The organism is Pantoea cypripedii, from assembly GCF_011395035.1.
GTDB classification, from domain to species: domain Bacteria; phylum Pseudomonadota; class Gammaproteobacteria; order Enterobacterales; family Enterobacteriaceae; genus Pantoea; species Pantoea cypripedii_A.
Genome location: NZ_CP024768.1, coordinates 3,692,233 through 3,714,659 on the forward strand (window position 1 = coordinate 3,692,233; position 22,427 = coordinate 3,714,659).

The 22,427-nt window shown below is 55.8% G+C and carries 20 protein-coding genes; 13 read left to right on the forward strand and 7 right to left on the reverse strand.

The window, feature by feature from the left end:
- The first annotated feature begins 34 nt into the window (after positions 1-34).
- From CUN67_RS17120 to CUN67_RS17140, 5 genes are read left to right on the forward strand one after another with little or no spacing between them, the layout of a single operon-like run.
- Positions 35-604 (forward strand): spore coat protein U domain-containing protein, encoded by a 570-nt coding sequence (locus CUN67_RS17120; RefSeq protein ID WP_084876825.1) that lies wholly within the window; start codon positions 35-37, stop codon positions 602-604.
- A gap of 29 nt (positions 605-633) precedes the next feature.
- Positions 634-1,143 (forward strand): Csu type fimbrial protein, encoded by a 510-nt coding sequence (locus tag CUN67_RS17125; RefSeq protein WP_208716491.1) that lies wholly within the window; start codon positions 634-636, stop codon positions 1,141-1,143.
- Between the two features lie 25 nt (positions 1,144-1,168).
- Positions 1,169-1,858 carry a fimbrial biogenesis chaperone gene (locus CUN67_RS17130; RefSeq protein WP_208716492.1) on the forward strand — a complete coding sequence of 230 codons (690 nt, stop codon included), beginning with the start codon at positions 1,169-1,171 and terminating at the stop codon, positions 1,856-1,858.
- On the forward strand, positions 1,858-4,293 hold the full coding sequence (locus CUN67_RS17135; RefSeq protein ID WP_254711362.1) for a fimbria/pilus outer membrane usher protein: 2,436 nt from the start codon (positions 1,858-1,860) through the stop codon (positions 4,291-4,293). Before CUN67_RS17130 ends, CUN67_RS17135 begins: the two co-directional genes overlap by 1 nt.
- The gene (locus CUN67_RS17140; protein ID WP_208716494.1) at positions 4,290-5,267 is read left to right on the forward strand and encodes a Csu type fimbrial protein; all 978 of its coding nucleotides are present in this window, start codon (positions 4,290-4,292) and stop codon (positions 5,265-5,267) included. Before CUN67_RS17135 ends, CUN67_RS17140 begins: the two co-directional genes overlap by 4 nt.
- Positions 5,268-5,300: 33 nt before the next feature.
- Here the strand turns inward: CUN67_RS17140 and CUN67_RS17145 are convergent, their stop codons facing one another.
- From CUN67_RS17145 to exbB, 3 genes are all read right to left on the reverse strand, one after another.
- Positions 5,301-6,617, reverse strand: a complete 1,317-nt coding sequence (locus CUN67_RS17145) for an MFS transporter (RefSeq protein ID WP_208716495.1) — start codon at positions 6,615-6,617, stop codon at positions 5,301-5,303.
- Between the two features lie 242 nt (positions 6,618-6,859).
- The gene (gene exbD / locus CUN67_RS17150) at positions 6,860-7,282 is read right to left on the reverse strand and encodes a TonB system transport protein ExbD (protein WP_084876831.1); all 423 of its coding nucleotides are present in this window, start codon (positions 7,280-7,282) and stop codon (positions 6,860-6,862) included.
- A gap of 5 nt (positions 7,283-7,287) precedes the next feature.
- Positions 7,288-8,010 (reverse strand): tol-pal system-associated acyl-CoA thioesterase, encoded by a 723-nt coding sequence (exbB, locus tag CUN67_RS17155; RefSeq protein ID WP_208717249.1) that lies wholly within the window; start codon positions 8,008-8,010, stop codon positions 7,288-7,290.
- Positions 8,011-8,365: 355 nt separating this feature from the next.
- Here exbB and CUN67_RS17160 point away from each other — a divergent pair, with 355 nt between their 5' ends.
- From CUN67_RS17160 to CUN67_RS17180, 5 genes are all read left to right on the forward strand, one after another.
- A complete protein-coding gene (locus CUN67_RS17160; RefSeq protein ID WP_208716496.1) occupies positions 8,366-9,343 on the forward strand; it encodes a TRAP transporter substrate-binding protein in 978 nt (325 codons plus the stop codon).
- A gap of 48 nt (positions 9,344-9,391) precedes the next feature.
- Positions 9,392-9,898 carry a TRAP transporter small permease gene (locus CUN67_RS17165; RefSeq protein WP_208716497.1) on the forward strand — a complete coding sequence of 169 codons (507 nt, stop codon included), beginning with the start codon at positions 9,392-9,394 and terminating at the stop codon, positions 9,896-9,898.
- 15 nt (positions 9,899-9,913) lie between these two features.
- Positions 9,914-11,200 (forward strand): TRAP transporter large permease, encoded by a 1,287-nt coding sequence (locus CUN67_RS17170; RefSeq protein WP_208716498.1) that lies wholly within the window; start codon positions 9,914-9,916, stop codon positions 11,198-11,200.
- A gap of 135 nt (positions 11,201-11,335) precedes the next feature.
- Positions 11,336-12,526, forward strand: coding sequence for a cystathionine beta-lyase (metC, locus tag CUN67_RS17175; protein WP_208716499.1), 1,191 nt, complete (start codon positions 11,336-11,338; stop codon positions 12,524-12,526).
- Positions 12,527-12,631: 105 nt separating this feature from the next.
- On the forward strand, positions 12,632-13,294 hold the full coding sequence (locus tag CUN67_RS17180; protein ID WP_208716500.1) for a DedA family protein: 663 nt from the start codon (positions 12,632-12,634) through the stop codon (positions 13,292-13,294).
- Here CUN67_RS17180 and CUN67_RS17185 read toward each other — a convergent pair.
- A complete protein-coding gene (locus CUN67_RS17185) occupies positions 13,289-14,215 on the reverse strand; it encodes an AraC family transcriptional regulator (RefSeq protein WP_208716501.1) in 927 nt (308 codons plus the stop codon). The genes CUN67_RS17180 and CUN67_RS17185 overlap by 6 nt on opposite strands.
- Positions 14,216-14,419: 204 nt before the next feature.
- Between CUN67_RS17185 and dkgA the strand changes: the two genes are divergently transcribed.
- Positions 14,420-15,244, forward strand: coding sequence for a 2,5-didehydrogluconate reductase DkgA (dkgA, locus tag CUN67_RS17190; protein WP_208716502.1), 825 nt, complete (start codon positions 14,420-14,422; stop codon positions 15,242-15,244).
- Between the two features lie 83 nt (positions 15,245-15,327).
- On the opposite strand, the gene ftsP is transcribed toward dkgA, so the two are convergent.
- From ftsP to parC, 3 genes are all read right to left on the reverse strand, one after another.
- Positions 15,328-16,755, reverse strand: a complete 1,428-nt coding sequence (gene ftsP / locus CUN67_RS17195) for a cell division protein FtsP (protein ID WP_208716503.1) — start codon at positions 16,753-16,755, stop codon at positions 15,328-15,330.
- 129 nt (positions 16,756-16,884) lie between these two features.
- Complete coding sequence (locus CUN67_RS17200) at positions 16,885-17,622, reverse strand: 1-acylglycerol-3-phosphate O-acyltransferase (protein WP_208716504.1); 738 nt, start codon at positions 17,620-17,622, stop codon at positions 16,885-16,887.
- Positions 17,623-17,670: 48 nt separating this feature from the next.
- Positions 17,671-19,941: a DNA topoisomerase IV subunit A gene (gene parC / locus CUN67_RS17205; RefSeq protein WP_208716505.1), complete on the reverse strand. Its 2,271-nt coding sequence runs from the start codon at positions 19,939-19,941 to the stop codon at positions 17,671-17,673.
- A gap of 416 nt (positions 19,942-20,357) precedes the next feature.
- Here parC and CUN67_RS17210 point away from each other — a divergent pair, with 416 nt between their 5' ends.
- Positions 20,358-21,917: a BglG family transcription antiterminator gene (locus CUN67_RS17210; RefSeq protein WP_208716506.1), complete on the forward strand. Its 1,560-nt coding sequence runs from the start codon at positions 20,358-20,360 to the stop codon at positions 21,915-21,917.
- An 18-nt stretch (positions 21,918-21,935) separates the two neighbouring features.
- Positions 21,936-22,406 carry a PTS sugar transporter subunit IIA gene (locus tag CUN67_RS17215; protein ID WP_208716507.1) on the forward strand — a complete coding sequence of 157 codons (471 nt, stop codon included), beginning with the start codon at positions 21,936-21,938 and terminating at the stop codon, positions 22,404-22,406.
- The last annotated feature ends 21 nt before the right edge of the window (positions 22,407-22,427 follow it).

Consider the following 22,427-nt stretch of genomic DNA (forward strand, 5'->3'; position numbering starts at 1 on the left):
AGCACTGACCCTGGATAATCAGTAAGGAATGATTATGAAACTCAAGCTTTTTCTTTTGGCTGCCAGCCTGAGCGTCTCACTTCCGTACTCTGTTGTTTTCGCTGCGACCACAACGGGAACCATCAATGCCACATTAACCCTGACCACCGGCTGTCTGGTGAACGGTCAGTCGGCCACTACCGGGGTTAATTTTGGTACGTTAAACTTCGGTAGCAGTGCTGCGACCTTTGATACGCTGAATGCCACTCTGGTGGGGGCTTCCGGTAACGGGATCTACGTCCGCTGCACCACCGGCCAGACTTTCAACGTGCAGGTCACCAGCAGTAACGCCGCGCCAGCAACCATTTACGGCACCGTCAGCGGGCAACCGCGTTACCTGATTCTCGGCTCCAACAACACGCAGGGCATCGCTTACACCCTTTACAGCGATGCCGCCTTCACCACGGCCATCGCCAATAACACCAATATCGCGCCCAGCGGCACCACTGACCCGACCCTGGGTACCAACTACGCCATTTATGGTCGTGTGGTCGGTGGCGGCTTCAACCCATTGATTCCGGCGGGTACTTACACCGATACCATTAACGTTGCGGTTAATTACTAAGGCGCGCGTTTCGGTTAAATCGGGTGAGAGTGACAAATGGGTGGGCGCGTATTTCTGGCGGCCTGACCCTGCTGATAGGGAGTGTCAATGTCTGGGGGTTGCCCACCGCAACCTTCCAGGTCTCTGCCTCAGTAGTGGCTGGCTGCGTGGTCTCCGGTTCCAATCCCGGTGTGTTTGGCACGCTTGATTTTGGCACCCAGTCCGGTGTCGCCAGCAGCAGTGTCAGCGCCAGTTTTGTCCAGAGTTCCTCCATTAGCCTCGCCTGCACGCCAGGCACCACCGTCAGCATGTCGATCAACGGCGGCAGCAACTACACCACCACCCGCAACCTGAAACTGGCCAGCTTCACCAATACCGTAGCCTACAGCCTGTACAGCAACGCCAGCCACACCGCCGCGATTGGGGTGAATTCGCCCATCACGCTCAGCTACAGCAACGCCAACAACATCACGCTGCCGATTTATGGCTTGTTGCAGCTGCCCGGCCCAACACGCGCCGGAGTTTATACCGATACCTTAACCGTCACCCTGAGTTGGTGAGGGAATAACGAAGAAGGAATGACAGATGAAAAACCTGCTGCTGGTCTCGCTGTTCACGTTCAGTGCCGTCGGCCATGCCGCCAACTCGCTGATGATCTGGCCGATTGATCCCACCATCAATCCCGACGATAAAGCCAGCGAGCTGTGGCTGGAAAACCGCGGCAACGCCACCACGCTGATGCAGGTGAGGATTTTCGCCTGGCAGCAGGTCAACCAGCGGGAGCAATATCAGACGCAGCAGCAGATTCTCGCCAGCCCGCCGCTGGTGCGCATTGAACCAGGGCAGAAGCAGCTGGTGCGCTTAATTAAGCAAGTCCCGCCGGATGCGGGCAAGGAGATGGCCTACCGCGTGGTGCTGGATGAGATCCCCACCCCACGCACCCCAGGTGCCAATCAGGCCGGATTGACCTTTCAGATGCGCTACTCCGTGCCGCTGTTTGTCTATGGCAGTGGCTTAACGGCCGACAGCGCCAAACCCCATCTCAGCTGGCAGGTTGAAAACAGCGAGGGCAGACGCTGGCTGATGCTGACCAATAATGGCGACGGTCATGCGCGCCTGAGTAATGTTACCATCGGCGGACGCCCCATCGGCAATGGTCTGTTTGGTTACGTGCTGGCAAACAGCAGCAACCGCTGGCTGCTAAGTCGCGACGTCAGTGGAGACCTGAAGGCCGAAATGAATAAAGGCCACTGGCAGAGCGCAGCTGTGCGTTGATGCGCCTTTCGCCCCATCCCTGCGCGCTGGCCGTAACCAGCGTCATATGTTGTTTACCGCTGATCAGTAGCGCCGAGACTTTCTCCGAGCTACCGCCTCCCCCTGCGTTGCAAAACAATGCCGCAGGGCAGCAATACATGCTGGAACTGGTCATCAATCAGGGTGAGCAGGGCAATATCGTGCCGGTCGAACAGAAGAACGGCGATTTCTGGCTGCGACGCGGCGATCTGGAACGTGCCGGTATCCCCGCAGATAAGTTGCAGGGGCAGCAGATTAACGTGAATCAGTTAAGCGGCGTCAAGGTGAACTATGACAATCAACGTCAGCGCCTGCTGCTGACCGTTCCCCCCGACTGGTTGCCGGGCCAGGTGATTGGCCAGGCGCACAATGGCCCACGCTACCCCGGCCGCGCCAGCACCGGTGCGCTGCTGAACTATGACTTCTACGCCACCCGCACCGATCATACCGGCTCGCGCCTCGCCACCTGGAATGAGCTGCGCGTGTTCGGTGCCGCCGGACAGTTCTCCAGCAACGGCGTATGGCAGCAGCAACTGGAGGGCGATGCTCCCCAGCAGCAGAATGGCTATATCCGTTACGATACCTGGTGGAGCAATGAGGACGAGAACGCGGTACTAAGCTGGCGCGCCGGGGATCTGGTCACCGATGCGCTTTCCTGGACCAACAGCGTGCGCCTTGGCGGGTTGCAGATTGGCCGTGATTTCAGCATTCGTCCTGACCTGATCACCTATCCGCTGCCGCAGTTTTCCGGCCAGGCGGCCGTGCCTTCCACGGTGGATTTGTTTATTAACGGCTATCGTTCCAGCCAGGCCAATGTGCAGCCCGGTCCGTGGTCACTGACTAACGTCCCTTTCGTCAATGGTGCGGGTGATGCGGTTATCACCACCACCGATGCGGTCGGTCGCCAGATCACCACCACCCTGCCCTTTTACGTTTCCAGCAGCCTGCTGAAGCAAGGTTTGTCTGACTACTCCTTCTCGGCTGGGGCCATGCGTGAAAACTACGGCATCAGGAACTTCGACTATGGCGCAGCCGCCGCCAGCGGCTCGTATCGCTACGGGGTGACCAACTGGCTGACGCTGGAAACCCACGCCGAAGGCAGCGATGACGTGGCGATGGGCGGTGCGGGTGGCATGCTCAAACTCGGCAGCTGGGGCGTGCTCAACGGTGCGCTGGCGCAGAGCCAGATGAGCGGAAAACCGGGCACGCAATACAGCTGGGGTTATCAGTACAACAACAGCTGGCTGAGCCTCGGCACGCAGCATACGTTACGCACGGCGGATTTTGGCAATCTGGCACTGGTGGGCAATCGCAGCGACTCGGACGATACCTCATACTCGCTGGCACGCCGCAGTGCGCAGTACACCGCCAGTGTCTCGATGAATCAATACGGCAGCCTCGGACTGGCGTATCTCGATATCAACAGCGGCGATGGCGAACGCACCAGGCTGTGGAACCTGTCGTGGAGTAAAAACATTTGGGGCAACAGCAGCCTGTATATCTCCGCCAGCCGTGACCAGCAGCAGGGGGAATGGAGCGGCGCGATTTCGCTGGTGATCCCGTTCGGCGAACAGGGCAGCGCCTCGGTCAGCATGGAACGCGATCAGCAGGGAGAAAACAACCAGCGGGTGTATCTGTCGCGCGCCATGCCCAGTGACGGCGGCTACTCGTGGGATGCCTCCTGGGCCAATCAGGGCGGCAACAGCGGCGATTATCGTCAGGGCAGCCTGCGCTACCGCAACAATAAAGTGGATACCTCGGCGGGCTTTTATGGCGACGACGATAACACCACCCAGTGGGCCGATTTCAGTGGTGCGCTGGTGTTGATGGATAACCGTCTGTTCGTTGCCAACCAGATCAACGACGCCTTTGTGCTGGTGAAAACCAATTATCCCGACGTCAACATCCGCTATGAAAACCAGTCGATGGGGCGTACCGATGACGAGGGCTATCTGCTGGTGCCCTCAATCAGTAGCTATTACGCAGCGAAATACGATATCGACACGCTGGACCTGCCCGCCGATATGACCTCACCGCGTGTTGAGCAGCGTTTTGCGGTGAAACGCCAGAGCGGCTATCTGTTGAATTTCCCGGTGGAAAAACTGCGCTCAGCCAGCGTGATTCTGCATGACAGCAACGGTCAGCCGCTGCCCGTCTCCAGCCAGGTCCTGCGCGCCGGGCAGGCAACCGAGTATGTCGGCTGGGACGGCATCACCTGGATGGAAAACCTCGACGCCAGTAACCCGATTCAGGTCACCACGCCAGATGGCCGCACCTGTCGCACCGAACTCAATATTGCCAACGGCCAGCCACAGGCGCTGAAGACCTATGGCCCGCTCACCTGCGCGTTACCCCCGCCGCCACCCGGTGCCGCGCAGCCGAATACGGAAAACTCAACTTCAGGCATCACTCCATGAAAAGAATTCTGCTAGTGCTGACATTGTTGCTGCTGCCGGGTCTGGCACGGGCCGCCTGTAGCCTGCCCGCGTCAACCGCCAGCTTTGGCTCGGTCACCACCTTTGTGGTCAATTCAACCATCAGCTCCACCTCAACCACCGCTAACGTCAACTGTGGCGCGGGATCGGCGTTAACATTATTAGGCAATAATACCATCACCTTTCAGCTGGCCAGCGCCTCAAACGTTAATGGTACGCGCGGTACCCTGAAGCGCAGCGGTGATACCGGCAGCGATAATATTCCGGTGCGCCTGTGCATGGACAGTGCCTGCGCCACCGAGCTGACTGTGGGGGGATCGACTTATACCTTTTCTCAGGCGGTGCTGGCGAATCTTGCTGGCCTGTTTGGCAGCCTGAACTTTGCCTTGCCGGTGTACCTGAAATCCGTCACCGGACAAACGGTGGCGGCGGGAACCTATACCGGGACGTTCAATTTGTATGTCACCTACAATATCTGTACCAGCCTCGGCGTTGGTAATCTTTGCCTGACACCGCAGACCGGCACCGGCACCATTCCGATTACGGTGACGGTGGTGATCTCAAATGATTGCACCACCATCACCGCGCCCAACGTCAGCTTTGGCAGCGCGCCGCTGGTCAGCAGTTTTTCCACGGTGCAGCAGTCCATTAGCGTGGTGTGCAGCAAAGGCAGCACATATACGGTGGGATTGAGTAACGGCAGCTATGCAGCGAATGGCGTGCGCAATATGGCGAGTGGCACCAACCGGTTAAGTTATGACATCTACCAGGGAACCACCACCACCACGCGTTGGGGACCGACCGGCACGGACCGCTGGAGCAGCAGTGCCTCAACCACCGTCAGCGCCGATGGCCTGACGCGCGGCTATACCTACACCGCACAGATTCTGACGACGCAGAACACCCCGGCGGCGGGGAATTACACCGATAACGTGGTGGTGGATTTGTCGTTTTGAAATTTATTGCGCGATAAATCGCGCCGCTACAGATCAGGCATTCACGGTTGTCGCGCTGTGCCGCGTTCGATATTGCTTCACCATGCGGCCAATCAGCAGCGTACCAATCAAGCCGCACACCGCCGCGAATGACAACCAAACGCCGGGCATCGCTTTATCGCCGGTCGCGTGGATCAGATAACTGGATACCGCCGGAGTGAAGCCGCCAAACAGCGCCGTCGCCAGGCTGTAAGCCAGTGAGAAGCCTGAGGCCCGCACTTCCGCAGGCATAATCTCGGCCAGATACACCACCATCGCGCCGTTGTAGCTGGCGTAAAGGAACGACAGCCACAGCTCGGCGATCACCAGATGAGAGAAGGTTGGCGCACCCACCAGCCATTTCAGCACCGGCCAGGCGGTGAGGATCATCAGGATGGTGAAGAAAATCAGCAACGGACGACGCCCGACACGGTCTGACAGCGCTCCCATCACAGGCAGCCAGAACAGGTTGGAGAGACCGACAAACAGCGTCACCAGAAAGCTCTCTTTCTCGCTCATCATCAGCACCGTTTTGCCGAAGGTGGGGGTAAAGGCGGTGATCATGTAGAACATCACCGTGGTGGTCACCACCATCAGCATACCGGCCAATACCAGCGCCCAGTTCTGCCCCACCGAACGCATAATCTGGCGCATGGTCGGATGATGTTTGCGCTGGCTGAAGGCTTCAGTTTCCTCCAGCATGCGACGAATCCAGAACAGGAACGGCACAATCATACAGCCGATAACAAACGGAATACGCCAGCCCCAGTCGGTAACCGCGTCTTTTTCCAGCAGATGGTTCAGCCCCAGGCCCAGCAGCGCGGCAAAGATCACCGCCACCTGCTGGCTACCGGATTGCCAGCTGACGTAAAAGCCCTTACGTCCCTTCGGCGCAACCTCGGCCAGATAAACCGACACCCCACCCAGTTCGACACCGGCTGAAAAACCCTGCAACAGGCGACCAATCAGAATCAATATCGGCGCAGCCGCTCCCAGCGTGGCATAACCCGGCACCACGGCGATGGTCAGGGTACCGAGCGCCATAATGCCAAGCGTCACCAGCAGCCCTTTACGACGACCATGATGGTCAATATAGGCACCGAGAATAATCGCGCCGAGCGGACGCATCAGAAAACCCGCGCCAAAGGTCATCAGCGTCAGCATCAGCGACGCAAACGGGTCATCTCCGGGGAAAAAGGTTTTGGCAATGGCGGTCGCGTAGTAACCAAAGACCATGAAATCATACATTTCAAGGAAATTGCCGCTGGTTACGCTAAAGATGGTTTTGGCACCGCCCTGCGATGATTTTTGTAAAGACGAAGGTGAGCTCATAGGTTTTCCAGGTTTCTTCCATGCATAAGGCTTTCTTTTAGCGTGGCCGTTAGCGGATGAATGTGATCACCTTCACCATTGCACTTTACAAAAGCAGGGTTATAAGTAACGAAGTATTAACAAAAACGATCCACAGAATAATTGCCCATTTATGGCATCGATTCGTGATTTCCTGTTTTACTCAGCCAGGACTCATAACAAAAAGGGCGTCCATCTGGACGCCCTCATAACCCTGGGTGAAACTACTTTTTCACCGTTTCCATACCCATCAGGCCAATTTTCAAATATCCGGCCTCACGCAGCTGATCCATTACTGACATCAGGGTTTCATAACTCACCGACTTATCTGCCTGGAAGAAGATCGTGGTGTCTTTATTTCCTTCGGTCTGTGCGGTTAACGCATTGACCAGCGTCTCTTTCGTTACCTGATCATTGCCGATATAGACCTGATTATCTTCTTTAATCGACAGATAGACCGGTTTTTCCGGACGCGGTTGCGGCGCACTGGTGGAAGCAGGCAGGTTAACGCGCACATCCACCGTTGCCAGCGGTGCGGCCACCATGAAGATGATCAGCAGAACCAACATCACGTCGATAAACGGCGTCACGTTGATTTCATGCATTTCGCCATCGCTTTCCAGATCGTCGTTTAAACGCATCGCCATCGTAATTACCCTAAGCGCAGTTTCTGTGCGGCAGACGGACGAGCCACTTCGTTATTCACTTTTCCCAGGTCCAAATCGCGGCTCTGCAACAGCAGCACCTGCGCCGCGACGTCGCCCAGCGAGGCTTTGTAACCGGCAATCATACGGGCAAACACGTTGTAGATGACCACAGCCGGGATAGCCGCCACCAGACCAATCGCGGTCGCCAGCAGCGCTTCGGCGATACCCGGCGCGACAACGGCGAGGTTAGTGGTTTGGGTTTGGGCGATACCGATAAAGCTGTTCATAATGCCCCAGACGGTGCCGAACAGGCCGATAAAGGGGGCAACCGAACCGATAGTGGCGAGGAAGCCATTGCCACGACCCGCGTGACGGCTAAAGGCCCCGACACGACGCTCAAGGCGGAAACTGGTACGTTCTTTAATGCCGTCGGTGTCTTCCGTGCCTGCGGAGAGTTCCAGCTCGTTCTGCGCATCATTCAGCAGCACGGCACTGTGGCTATGGCCTTTGAAGCTGGCAGCGGTACGTGAAGCTTCATCTAACGAGCGCGCTTCACTCAATGCGATATGTTCACGTTTCAGGCGACGTTTCGCTGAACTCAGCTCGGCAAACTTGCCGAAGAAGAGTGCCCAGGTCACCACGGAGGCCAGTAACAGGCCAATCATTACCACCTTTACCACGATATCGGCATGATGATACATGCCCCAGACGGAGAGATCCGTCTGCATCAAATCACTGGCTACCACGCTGCGTCTCCAACTTCAATTGCACAGTTCACGATCGAGCGCGGATCATAACAAATTACCGGGTCGAATTGATAGTAGTTCTCATTACTATTTACAAACGAAAGGTGCGCTTTTTCTCCACAGTTTCTGTTGAATGTGTCTCCGGATGCGCGCCAGTTTTATAAATGTGATGCAGCATGTAAAATTATTAAAACAACGTTTCAAAATGTGATGCAATTCATTCAATCAACATCTGCCCGGTTTTTCGCCACCTGTTTTTCACTATTCTGAGCCAGCCCTGCCCATTCGTGGTGTTTTTGCACCGCGCGATTTCGATATCTCAATGCTGGAGTAAAAAATGACGCTGAAAAAACGACTACTCGCAGTTTCGTTGTCCTCCATATTCGCCCTGCTGGCCTTTAACACCGAGGCCAAAGTGCTCAAGGTGGCGGAAGTGCAGCCCGCCGGTTATCCCACGGTGGTGGCGCTGGAGCATATGGGTGACAAACTCAAACAGGCTACCAATGGCCGTCTGGAGATGAAAGTCTATGCCGGTGGCGTGCTGGGCGATGAAGATCAGACCCTGCAACAGGTACAGCTGGGCGCGATCGATATGATCCGCGTGTCGCTGGCACCGGTCACCACCATCGCCCCGGAAACCAGCGTGCTCACCCTGCCGTTTATCTTCCGCGATGAAGATCATATGCACAAAGTGCTGGATGGTAGCGTAGGCGAGCAGATCGTCACTAAATTCGATCAGGACCCCAACACCCGCATGGTGTTCCTCGGCTGGACCGATGCCGGTACGCGCAACATGATCACCAAACAACCGCTGACCAAACCTGAAGATTTGCAGGGCATGAAGATTCGCGTGCAAAACAGCGCCATTTCCCTTGCCACGCTGAAAGCAATGGGTGCCAACCCGGTGGCGATGGGGGTCAGCGAGGTATTTAGTGCCATGCAAACTGGCGTGGTTGACGGCACGGAAAACAATCCGCCGACCTTTGTTGCCCACAACTATTTGCCGGTGGCGAAGTACTACACCCTGACCGGCCACTTTATTCAGCCGGAGATGATCCTGTTTTCCAAAACCTCGTGGAATCGACTCTCCGCAGAGGATCAGGCGCTGCTGAAAAAGCTGGGTAAAGAAGCTCAGGATGAAGAACGTCAGCTGTGGGCCAGCTACACCCAGCAGTCGGTGGAGAAGATGAAAGCCAGCGGCGTCACCTTCCAGCAGACCGATCGTGACTACTTTGTCAAAGCCACCCAGCCGGTGCGCGATCAGTTTGGCGGTAAATATCAGGATCTGATGACGCAGATCGCCGAGGTGAAATAACCCTTTTGCGCCATGCAGCCGCGTGGCGTCTCACTCAGGATGCGAACAATGAACGCATATTCCCGCTGGATGGATGGGTTGTACCTGCTGTGCATGTGGGTTGCCGCGGCGGCGCTGATGATCATGGTCACGGTGATTCCGATTGGCATCTTTGCGCGTTACGTAATGAACAGCGCGCTCTCGTGGCCGGAGCCGGTGGCGATTATCTGCATGATCATCTTTACCTTTATTGGCGCACCGGTAGGGCTACGCGCAGGCACCCATATCTGCGTGTCGATGGTCACCGATCGTCTGTCGCCAGCCGGGCAAAAATGGGCGCTGCTGCTGTGCAATCTGCTGTTGATCGCCCTGTGTCTGATTCTGTTTCGCGCCAGCTACAGCCTGTGCGCAGCGATGTGGATTCAGCCACTGGCCTCGCTGCCCAATGTTACCTATGGCGAGATGTATTTACCGATCCCCATTGGCACCTTTTTTACCCTGCTGTTTGCCCTGGAGCGCCTGCTGAACGGTGACCAGAGCCAGCGCTCAATCGTCACCCTTGGCGGCACACACTAACTTCGGAGCATCGTGATGGACGCATTCATCCTGATTGGCAGTCTGATCCTGTTGCTGTTGGTCGGCTTTCCCGTGGCCTTCGCCGTCGGGTTTAGCGCCTTTATCGGTGCCTGGTGGATCGACCTGCCGCTGGAAGCGGTGGTGATACAGGTCACCAACGGTATCAACAAATTTTCATTACTCACCATCCCGTTTTTTATTCTGGCCGGGGCGATTATGGCTGAGGGCGGCATTGCGCGGCGACTGGTGAACTTTGCCTACATCTTTGTCGGCTTTATTCGTGGCGGGTTATCGCTGGTGAATATTGTCGCCTCCACCTTTTTCGGTGCCATTTCCGGTTCATCGGTGGCGGATACCGCCTCGATTGGTTCGGTGATGATCCCGCAGATGGAGGAGAAAGGTTATCCACGCGATTTTGCTGCCGCCGTGACCGCCAGTGGTTCGGTGCAGGCGGTGCTCACGCCCCCCAGCCATAACTCGGTGATCTACTCGCTGGCAACCGGCGGTGTGGTGACCATCTCATCATTGTTTGTCGCCGGTATTTTCCCCGGCCTGCTGCTGGGCGCATGCCTGATGGTGATGTGTCTCGGCTTCGCACGCAAACGTGGTTATCCCAAAGGGGAAGCTATCCCGTTTCGTCAGGCGCTGAAGATCTTCTTTGATGCCTTCTGGGGGCTGTTTACCATCGTCATCATTCTGGGCGGCATCCTGTCCGGGATTTTTACCGCCTCAGAATCCGCCGCCATTGCCTGCCTGTGGGCGTTCTTCGTCACCATGTTTATCTATCGTGACTTTAAGTGGAACCAGCTACACATTCTGCTGTTTCGCACCATCAAAACCGTCACCATTGTGATGGTGCTGATCGCCTTCGCCGCCGGTTTTGGTGCGGTGATGACCTTTATGCAGCTGCCCACTGCCATTACCGCGGCCTTTACCAGCCTGTCGGATAATAAGTACGTGATACTGATGTGCATCAACGTGCTGCTGCTGGTGATCGGTACGCTGATGGATATGGCCCCGATCATCCTGATTCTGACGCCGGTACTGCTGCCGGTGGCGACTTCGCTGGGCGTCGATCCGGTGCATTTCGGCATGATCATGATGACCAACCTCGGTATCGGTCTGATCACCCCGCCGGTCGGGACGGTGTTGTTTGTCGCCAGTGCGGTCAGTAAACAGAAAATTGAACAGGTGGTGGGCGCGATGCTGCCGTTCTACTGCATGTTGTTCCTGGTACTGATGCTTATCACCTATATCCCGGCGTTGTCACTGTGGCTGCCGCATATTATGGGGGTGATGTAACGCGGGCCGCAGGGACGCGGCACAGCGATCCCCTTATTCCAGGGTGGCTGTCTGATATTCCGCAATCAGGGTCAACGCGCAGGTGTGATTCGTGGTAACGTGGTTGCTTTGTGGAATGCGGCAGGAAAGGCAGTGATGGCAACGAAAAAAATAGACACCACGCTGGTAAGCGCGGGACGCAGCAAACGTTACACTCAGGGTTCAGTGAACAGTGTTATTCAGCGCGCCTCATCGCTGGTTTTCGATACCGTGGCCGATAAAAAACGCGCCACCGCCGGACGAGCGAAAGGCGAGTTGTTTTACGGACGTCGCGGCACGCTGACGCACTTCTCGCTTCAGGACGCGATGACGGAACTGGAAGGCGGTGCCGGTTGCGTGCTTTATCCCTGTGGTGCCGCTGCGGTTGCCAACGCCATCCTGTCTTTCGTCGAAGCGGGTGATCATCTGCTGATGAGCGGTGCGGTTTACGAACCAACCCAGGATTTTTGTACCAAAATCCTCAGCAAACTCCAGGTCACCACCACCTTCTTCGATCACTGCATCGGCAGCGAAATCATCACGCTGGTGCAGCCAAATACCCGCGTGGTGTTTCTTGAGTCGCCCGCGTCGATCACCATGGAAGTGCAGGACATTCCAGCCATTGTCGCTGCGGTACGCGCGAAAGCACCTGACGCCATCATTATGCTTGATAATACCTGGGCGGCGGGGGTGTTGTTTAACGCTCTGGAGCATGGCGTCGATATTTCTATTCAGGCGGGCACCAAATATCTGATTGGCCACAGCGATGCGATGATTGGCACCGCCGTGGCGAACGCACGCTGCTGGGATCAGCTGCGTGAAAATTCCTACCTGATGGGTCAGATGGTAGATGCCGATACCGCTTATATGGCGAGCCGTGGCCTGCGCACGCTGGGCACCCGCCTGCGTCAGCATGAAGAGAGCGGATTAGAGGTGGCGGGATGGCTGGCCGCACGGCCGGAAGTGGCGCGCGTCAATCATCCGGCACTGGCGCAGTGCAAAGGCCATCAATTCTGGCAACGCGATTTTACCGGCAGCAGTGGCCTGTTCTCGTTCATTCTGCACGAGAAACTGAGCAGCGAGCAGCTGGCGACGTACCTCGACGGTTTTCACCACTTCAGCATGGCGTACTCCTGGGGGGGTTATGAGTCGCTGATTCTGGCAAATCAGCCAGAAGAACTGGCGGCGATTCGCCCGGCAGGGGGTGTCGATTTTACCGGGACGCTGGTGCGGGTGCACATTGGTCTGGAACACGTTGCCGACCTGATTGAAGACCTGCAGGCCGGATTTGACCGCCTGAAACGCTAAAATCTTCAACAGAAGCTCAACAGGCCGGATTCGCGTGGCAAAGATCAACGTTTGCTGCTACGCGGGCCGTTAAAATAATTTCCTTGTGACTTGATGGAATAGCAGATGGGTGTTTTACATGAGATTGTCCACGCACTCTGGCATCAGGATTTTGCCGCGCTGGCCAATCCGGATGTGGTGTGGATTGTCTATGGCGTGATGTTTGTGACGCTGTTTCTGGAAAACGGTTTGTTACCGGCCTCCTTTCTGCCGGGTGATAGCCTGCTGCTGCTGGCTGGCGCGATGGTTGCCAAAGGGGTGATGGACTTTGTCCCGACCATGGTGATTCTAACCACTGCTGCCAGCCTCGGCTGCTGGCTGAGTTATTTGCAGGGGCGCTGGCTGGGCAACACCAAAATGGTGAAAAGCTGGCTGATGCACCTGCCGGCGCAATATCATCAGCGTGCCTGGCAGCTGTTTAATCGCCACGGGCTGATGGCGCTGCTGGTCGGTCGTTTCCTCGCATTTGTGCGCACGCTGCTGCCAACCATGGCGGGCATTTCTGGTTTGCAGAATGGTCGCTTTCAGCTGTTTAACTGGCTGAGCGGGCTGCTGTGGGTGTGCATCGTGGTGACATTTGGCTACGGCATCAGCCAGGTGCCCTTCATTAAACGCCATGAAGATCAGGTGATGGCGATACTGATGTTGCTGCCTGTCGTGCTGCTGTTTGTCGGCCTGGCAGGCAGTATCCTGGTGATCTGGAAAAAAAGACGCCCTAAGGCGTCATAGCAGCGGCACGGCGTCAGCGGGTGATTCAAATATCGTCTGACGCACGCGGCTGACCTCTTCTCCCGGCGTCACGCCAAAATAGCGTTTAAACTCGCGGGAGAACTGTGAGGGGCTTTCATAACCGACGCGCACCGCCGCAACGCTGGCTCGCATGCCATCCTGTAGCATCATCAGACGCGCCTGATGCAGACGAAAACGCTTCAGATACTGTAACGGCGAGGTTTGCGTTACCGCTTTAAAGTTGTGATGAAAGGCCGACACGCTCATATTCACTTCCGCCGCCAGCGTTTCCACGCTGAGGTTTTCACTGAAATGGCTTTCGATACGACGCAGGGCACGGGCGATCTGGCTGAACTGCGTCTGACGACTGATCATCGACAGCAGCGCCCCACCGCACGGCCCGATCAGCACATAGTAGATAATTTCGCGCACGATTTGCGGCCCCAGTACCCGCGCATCACGCGGCTTGCGCAGCACATCCAGCAGACGTTCGGCGGCACATAACATCTCTTCACTGAGAAAGGCAGAATGGATCCCCGAGGTTTGCGGCTGCGGCTGGAAATCCTCATCGTCACCAATCTCCATCAGCAGATCCTGCAGGCTGGCATTGTCCACAGTCAGGCAAATCCCCGCCAGAGGCTCCTCTGGCGTAGCCTCCGTTTCACACTCCACCGGCAGCGGCACGGTGAGCATCAGGTACTTGGTGGCATCGTAATGAAACACCGTGCTGCCGAGATAACCGGTTTTACGCCCCTGGAACAGGATGACGATGCCGGGTTGATACATCATCGGTGTGCGCGGCAGCGGTTCATCGGCATAGATTAAGCGCACGTTTTCCAGCTGACAAAAGGGTTGGCTGCCAGGCTTCATTAACGCAATGACCTGCTGGGCCAGCTGGCGGCAAAGGGTGTCATGGGGCATGGCAAATTCTCTCGCAGCAAAAAAGTAAGTTTGCCGCACCACAGGCGAAAGCTCCAGTCAGCTGGAGAATCAGGCAAGAATCCAGCAGAAACAGACAGCACAAAAGCGCCGCAGAATTGCCACAATGATCCCGGCGCTAAGGTTTGTTGACTAGAATTAACCTCAGTGTTTTCGGTGAGTCACTGCGACAAATAAGGAGCAACTATGGCAGACCAACCACTAATTAAACTGCACGACGGCAATATGATGCCGCAGCTCGGACTGGGTGTCTGGCAGGCGAGTATTGAAGATGCACGCAAAGCGGTATTAAAAGCGCTGGAGGTCGGCTATCGCTCCATCGATACGGCTGCCGCTTATAAGAATGAGGAAGCGATTGGTCAGGCGCTACAGGAAACCGACGTAGCGCGCGACAGCATTTTTGTCACCACCAAGCTGTGGAATGACGATCAGAAAAATGCCCAGCAGGCGCTGGAAACCAGCCTGGAAAAACTCAAGCTGGATCAGGTCGATCTTTATCTGATGCACTGGCCCTGCCCGGCGAAAGATCTGTATGTCGGTGCCTGGCAGCAGATGATTGAATTGCAGCAACAGGGTCTGACCAAAAGCATTGGCGTGTGTAATTTCAATGAAGCGCACCTGAAACGCCTGATGGATGAAACGGGTGTATCACCGGTGGTGAACCAGATTGAGCTGCATCCGATGCTACAGCAGCGCACCCTCCATGCCTGGAACGCGCTGCACCAGATCCAGACTGAATCCTGGAGTCCGCTGGCCCAGGGCGGTAAAGGAGTATTCGATCAGGAAGTGATCAAAGAACTGGCGAAGAAATACGGCAAAACCCCGGCGCAGATCGTGATTCGCTGGCATCTGGATAGCGGCCTGGTAGTGATTCCGAAATCAGTCACCCCGTCGCGCATTGAAGAAAACATCAAGGTGTTTGATTTCCGGCTGGAAAAAACCGAGATCAGCGATATTACCGCGCTGGATATTGGCAATCGTCTGGGACCAGATCCAGAGAGCTTTAATTAATCACCGTATACGTAGCGGCGCGATTTATCGCGCGTCTGTTAAAAACAGCACGATAAATCGTGCCGCTACGGATTGCAGAACTATCAGGTGGTGGGATTCACCAGCAGCTGTCCTGCGGTACCGCGATCGGCCAGTTCCAGCGTCTGGCTGTAATACACAAACGGGAAATGTTCCGACGAATTCTGCGGGAAACTCACCAGCAATTCGACATCCCCATCAACCCACACCGTGTCTTTCCAGCCGCGATCTTCGCCCATCGGCTGTGCCCCGTTGACACTTTTAATCAGGAACATCACCCCCTGAATATGCAGCGCCTGTGGGCGGTCGGCGTGCAGGATCCAGCGTTCAAAAGTGCCCTGCTGTACCGTGGTGTCGATACGTCCCATATTCCACATTGCACCATTGATGCCCGGCATACTGTCGCCGATGCGGAATTCGCGAGTGCGCACCGCCACGCCATCCAGGATCTGATCCGCCAGCAGCCGCATCGGCAGATTGTCGGTGACCAGCGGCAGCAGGCCCGTCGGACGCAGCGACAGCACCAGCGTGTTGGCAAGGATCGATGACGGTTCAAACAGGCCGCGTAGTCGATCCATCAATCCCGCTGCGGTACCTGCCGTGATCGACACCTCATCACCCTGCGACATATCCACCAGCACTTCACGCCGTTCGCCTGGGGCCAGCGACAAACGCTGAACTGCCACCGGAGACGGTAAGAAGCCCTGATCGCTGGCAATCACCGTAAAGGGCCGATTATCGGAGAAGGAGAGATCGTAACGGCGTGAGTTAGAGGCGTTCAGCAGGCGCAGGCGGACCCAGCCACGCGAAACATCCACATACGGGTTCTGCACGCCGTTGACCAGCAACGTATCACCGAGGAAGCCGCCATCCTGCGGCGGGTCGTAGACCGGGGTGGCAAAGTTATCGAGGCGCTTGTCCTGAATCACCAGCGGGAAATCATCCACGCCGTAATGTTTCGGCAGCGGTAGCGCTTTGCTGACGTCATCCTCAATCAACCACATTCCCGCCAGGCCGTTATAGACATGGGGTGCCATACGATTGGGCGTATTGGCGTGATACCACAAGGTTGCCGCCCCCTGACGAATCGGCAATACCGGCGCCCAGTCAACGCCTGCCGACATCAATCGCGGTGCGCCACCCATCAGAGCACCCGGCACCTGCAGACCGCTGACGGTCATGGCGACGGGTTCATTCAGACGATTGCTGTAAATCAGCTTCACGTCGTCGCCGCTGTAGACCCGCACTGTCGGGCCGAGATACAAGCCGTTAATGCCCCACACCGGCACTTTGTTGCTGTTGCCGCTGAATGACCAGTGGCTGCGCTGGAGCGTAAGAAATAGCGGCTGGCCGCGACGTGATTCAATCAACGGCGGAACGGGAAGCGGCGTATCGCCGACAGGCGCGGAAGCGGCACGCGCAGTGCTGGTTACGCTGGTGGCAAGTGCGACACCGGCAGAAAGCTGAATAAACTGACGTCTGCTGCAAGACATAAAACTTCAGACCTTTTGAGCGTGGCGTGAGGACGCCGTCCATTTTTTTCTAATTGCTATTTTATTGCTGTGCTGCACCCGGAGAGGGTCGATTGCTTACGGGGCAGATTGCCTGCCCCGTGGTGCCGGTCAGATTTTACCGTTTTTTTCGCGCTCGGCGACTTCAGCGTTTAATTCTTCCAGCTTAGCCGACATTAATTCACGGCAATGGGTCGCCAGCTTACGCACCGAACTGTTGGCGAACTCGCTGGTATCCACTGGCGGCAGCATCTCGACAATCACCAGACCGTTTTTGAGACGGTTGAGTTTGATTTTGTCATGGGTGTTGGACACCACCACCGGGATAATCGGCACACCTGCGGCCATTGCGGCATGGAAGGCACCGGTTTTAAACGGCAGCAGGCCACGTCCACGACTGCGCGTTCCTTCCGGAAACATCCAGAACGAGATACGCTTCTTTTTAAACTGATCGACCAGCTCACCAATGGTGCCATGCGCTTTGGCACGGTTGTCCCGGTCAATCAACAGATTCCCTGCCAGCCAGTACAGCACACCAAAAAACGGTACCCACAGCAGGCTTTTTTTGCCAACGGTTACCGTGGTGGGCTGCACAATATTGGCGGCGGTGATCATATCGTAGTTGTTCTGGTGGTTAGCGATATAGATGGCATTGCCATAACTCTCCGCATCCGCCGGTTTACGCAGTTCCACCTTGACGCCAAACACCGTCGATAAGCGACCAAACATATGGCCAAACGTGGCCACATGGCGTGGATTACGTGGTGAAAACAGGCACCAGATGCAACCAAACACACAGACCAGAATCGAGTAAATGACAACAAAAATAGCCCGTAAAATTAGTAACATAGCTTCCTCAATAGTGGCATACCCTTGCCTGCGTTATTTTTTGCAGGGTTACTCTTCACTCTCACCGCTTTGACGCGTTGGGGCATCCAGCTCGACACGGTCGATACGTTGCAGGCCACGCGGCAGCAAGGTACCGCGACGACCACGGTCAGCGCGGAACTTCTGCAATTCTTCGCTACGCAGCACCATCTTACGTTTGCCGACATGCAGGGTGATGGCACTGCCCGACGGCAGGATCAGCAGCCATACCAGTTTATCCGCACCTGCTGCGGCTTCTGCGGAAGGAATCGAGATGATCTTGTTACCCTTGCCTTTCGACATTTGCGGCAGTTCGCCAACCGGGAACATCAGCATACGACCCGCCTGGGTAATCGCCAGCAGCATGTCATCTTCATGATTGACCGCCATTGGCGTCATCACTTTGGCGTTTTCCGGCAACGTCAGCAGCGCCTTACCAGAGCGGTTACGCGATACCAGGTCAGCAAAGGTACAGATAAAGCCATAACCCGCATCAGACGCCATCAGCAGTTTCTGCTCATCCGGCTCCATCAGCACCTGTTCCATCACCGCACCAGGCGGTGGCGTCAGCTTACCGGTAAGCGGCTCGCCCTGACCACGCGCCGATGGCAGTGAGGTAGGATCGAGGGTATAGCTGCGTCCGGTGGAGTCGATAAAGGCCACCGGCTGGTTGCTCTTACCGCGTGCGGCGGCCAGATAACTGTCCCCCGCCTTGTAGCTGAGTCCTGATGGATCGATATCGTGCCCTTTGGCGCTACGTACCCAACCCATCTGCGACAGAACGATAGTGACCGGCTCAGCGCTCACCAGGTCATTCTCGCTCAGCGCTTTGGCTTCTTCGCGCTCACGCAACGGCGAACGGCGGTCATCACCGTAGGTCTGGCTATCCGCCTGCAATTCTTTCTTCAGCAGGTTGCTCATTTTGCGCTCGGAGGCAAGAATCGCCTGCAACTGGTCGCGCTCTTTTTCCAGCTCTGCCTGCTCACCGCGAATTTTCATCTCTTCGAGTTTAGCGAGGTGACGCAGTTTTAATTCCAGAATCGCTTCAGCCTGGGTTTCACTGATGTCAAAACGCGACATCAGTACCGCTTTCGGCTCATCCTCGGTGCGGATGATGTGAATCACTTCATCAATATTGAGGAACGCCACCAGCAAACCTTCAAGGATATGCAGGCGACGCAGCACGCGATCCAGACGGTAATTGAGACGACGCGTCACGGTATCGCGGCGATAGATCAGCCATTCCGAGATAATTTCCAGCAGGTTTTTCACCGCCGGACGGTTATCCAGACCGATCATGTTGAGGTTAACGCGATAACTTTTTTCCAGGTCGGTGGTGGCAAACAGATGATTCATCACCTGATCCAGATCGACACGATTAGAACGCGGCACAATCACCAGACGGGTGGGGTTTTCGTGATCGGATTCATCACGTAAGTCCTCCACCATCGGCAGCTTTTTATTGCGCATCTGCGTGGCGATCTGTTCCAGCACACGCGCACCGGATACCTGATGCGGCAGCGCGGTGATCACCGCTTCACCGTCTTCTTTTTTCCATATCGCGCGCTGGCGGATGGAACCGCGACCGTTCTGGTAAATCTTACGGATCTCATCACGCGGGGTGATGATCTCCGCTTCGGTGGGGAAATCTGGCCCGTGGACAATATCCAGCAACTCATCCAGCGTGGTGTTCGGCTTTTCGATCAAGGTGATCGCCGCCTGCGCCACTTCACGCACGTTGTGCGGAGGAATATCGGTCGCCATACCGACGGCGATGCCGGTGGTGCCGTTCAGCAGGATATTCGGCAGACGCGCCGGTAACATTTTCGGTTCCTGCAACGTGCCGTCAAAGTTGGGGGTGTAATCCACCGTCCCCTGACCCAGCTCGCTCAGCAGAATTTCGGCATATTTCGACAGGCGCGATTCGGTATAACGCATCGCGGCAAAGGATTTCGGATCATCCGGTGCCCCCCAGTTGCCCTGACCATCCACCAGCGGGTAGCGGTACGAGAACGGCTGCGCCATCAGCACCATCGCTTCATAACAGGCGCTGTCGCCATGCGGATGGTATTTACCCAGCACGTCACCCACGGTACGCGCCGATTTCTTAAATTTGGCGCTGGCATTGAGGCCCAGCTCGGACATCGCATAGACGATGCGGCGCTGTACTGGCTTGAGGCCGTCACCGATATACGGCAGCGCGCGGTCCATAATCACGTACATGGAGTAATTCAGGTACGCGTTTTCTGTAAATTTGTGCAGGGCAAGACGCTCTGCACCATCCTGCGTCAATTCGCTCATTAAGCTCGTATCCTCACTTCGTGGCCCACAGTGGCGGGACATCCGGCGGTCATTTGGCGAGGATAGTACCTTATTCGCGTGCCTTAGTCACAGGGGGGAAGACATCTCTGGCAACAGGAATCTTTATCAGAAAATTAATGTGAGGTCGGTTAAAAAAATAAAATAGAATGAGATCATGATCACAATGAATATTCCCGACATTCTGTGAGCCTGATCTCAATTAATTTTCACCCACACCTTTTCGTATTAATCCTGTCCGCGCAAGAGGACAACATTTAGTATTGTTGCTTTTCTCTTCCTTTTCTAAATTCATACTCCATAAGACAGATATTTTTTGCGCTCCTGATTTCTGGCATCTGGAAAATATAAAAAACACCATAGCAGGACACTGTTTTGCCAAAATAAAGGGTGACCGAATGCAAATACTGACTTCGCGACAACACCGATTAGTAAAACTGCTGCTGCAACAGGCCGCACCCCAGCCGTTAAAACAGCTGGCACAACAGCTCGGCGTCTCAGAAAAAACCATCTACCGTGACCTGCAATGGCTGGAAGCCTGGCTCGGCAACTGGGCGATGGTGCTGGAGAAAACCCCAGGACGCGGCGTGCGACTGCGTGTTGATGATATCCAGCAGCGTCTGCAGCTGGAGCAGCAACTGAACGGGGATGACAACAGCGATGCCCTGAGCCACAACAGCCGCCGGGTAAAAATTGCTTCCCAGCTGCTGAGCGACGCGCCACGCGAAACGTCCATTAGCAAGCTGTCGGAACGTTACTTTATCAGCCATGCCTCGATCGTGAATGACCTGAAAGTGATTGAAGAGTGGCTGCAACCGCTGGGATTGATGCTGGCACGCGGCCCAGGCGGCACGCACATTGAAGGTAATGAACAGTCGCTGCGCCAGGCGATGGTGTCGCTGATTAATGATGTGATGCAGCAAAATGTGGCGGGTACGCCGCTGCTGCCACGGCTCGACCCTGGTAGCCAGCAGGCGCTGGTGCATTACTTCGGTGATGAGGACGTGGCTTTTGTGCAGGCGCTGCTGTTACAGATGGAGCAGCAACTGAGTTATCCGCTGGGTGATGCCTGGTATCTCAATCTCTGCACCCACGTTTTGATCATGATGCATCGCATGGCGCAGGGTAACGTGCTGGCCTTGCAGACCACGCTTGCCGCGCAGGACCTGGATAAACGCATCCTGACCATTGCGCAGCAGATGGTGAACCAGATTGAAGCACGCATCGGCTGTGCACTCCCGGCGGATGAGGTAGGATTTATTTATCAATATATTGTCTCGTCCGGAATTGTGGTGGAAGAACGTGGCGATCATGCGCCGCTGCATAATCAATTTTCCACGGCGGAATCGGTCAAAATAACCTGTGAATTAATCGATCGATTTTCGGCATTAATTCAGCAGGATTTATCTCAGGACCGTTTATTATTCGACGGACTACTGGTGCATATTAAGCCGTTATTAAATCGTCTTAAATATCACATCCATATTCGTAATCCGCTGCTGGACGATATTCAGCAGGAAATGAAAGAAATATTTTTCCTGACGCAACAGGCGATGCAACTTACGGCGAGCGCTTACGATCTTTCACCGGTTGCAGATGATGAAATTGGTTACCTTTGCGTCCATTTTCAGGCGGCGCTCGAACGGCAGATTGCCCACAAACGCATTCTGGTGGTGTGCTCCAGCGGAGTCGGCACTTCACATCTGCTGAAAAGCCGCATTCTGCGCGCCTTCCCGGATTGGGAAATCGCCGGAGTGGTGTCGGCCAGTAATCACGCCGCCTTTTGCCAGCGTGAAGCGGTGGATTTGGTGATTACCACCATTCATCTCGCCAACGGCGCCATTCCCAGCGTGTATGTCAGCGCATTTTTTAACGATGACGACATCCGGCGGGTGACCGACGCCATGATTGGCAGCCAGCTGCCGCACCGGGCGAATGACGCTCTGGCTGAACATTAATTGAATGAGGACTGACTGATGGATATTTCCCGCATTCTGACGCCGCGCCGCGTCAATCTGGCCCTGACTGCCACCAGCAAAGAAGAAGTGATTAACGAACTCACCGAGTTGCTTTATCAGGACGGTGCCATCAGCGATCGCGACGCCTTTATCGCCGACGTCTGGCTGCGTGAAGCGGAAGGCTCCACTGGCTTTGAAAACCATATCGCCATTCCACACGGCAAGTCGGCGGCCGTGCGGCAAACCACCTTAGCCATTGGACGTACCCAGCAGGATATCCCCTGGGAAACGCTTGATGGCAGCCAGGTGCGCTGCATCATCCTGTTCGCAGTACGACTGGAAGATCAGAACACCACCCACATTCGCCTGTTGTCGCAGGTGGCCAGCGCGCTGGCCGATGATGAGGTGATTGCCCAACTGCTGGCGGAGAACGACCCCGGCAATATCATCCGGCTGTTTAGTCAGTACGCCGAAACCGACCTCTGTTAACCCTACTCTTCTGAGGTGACA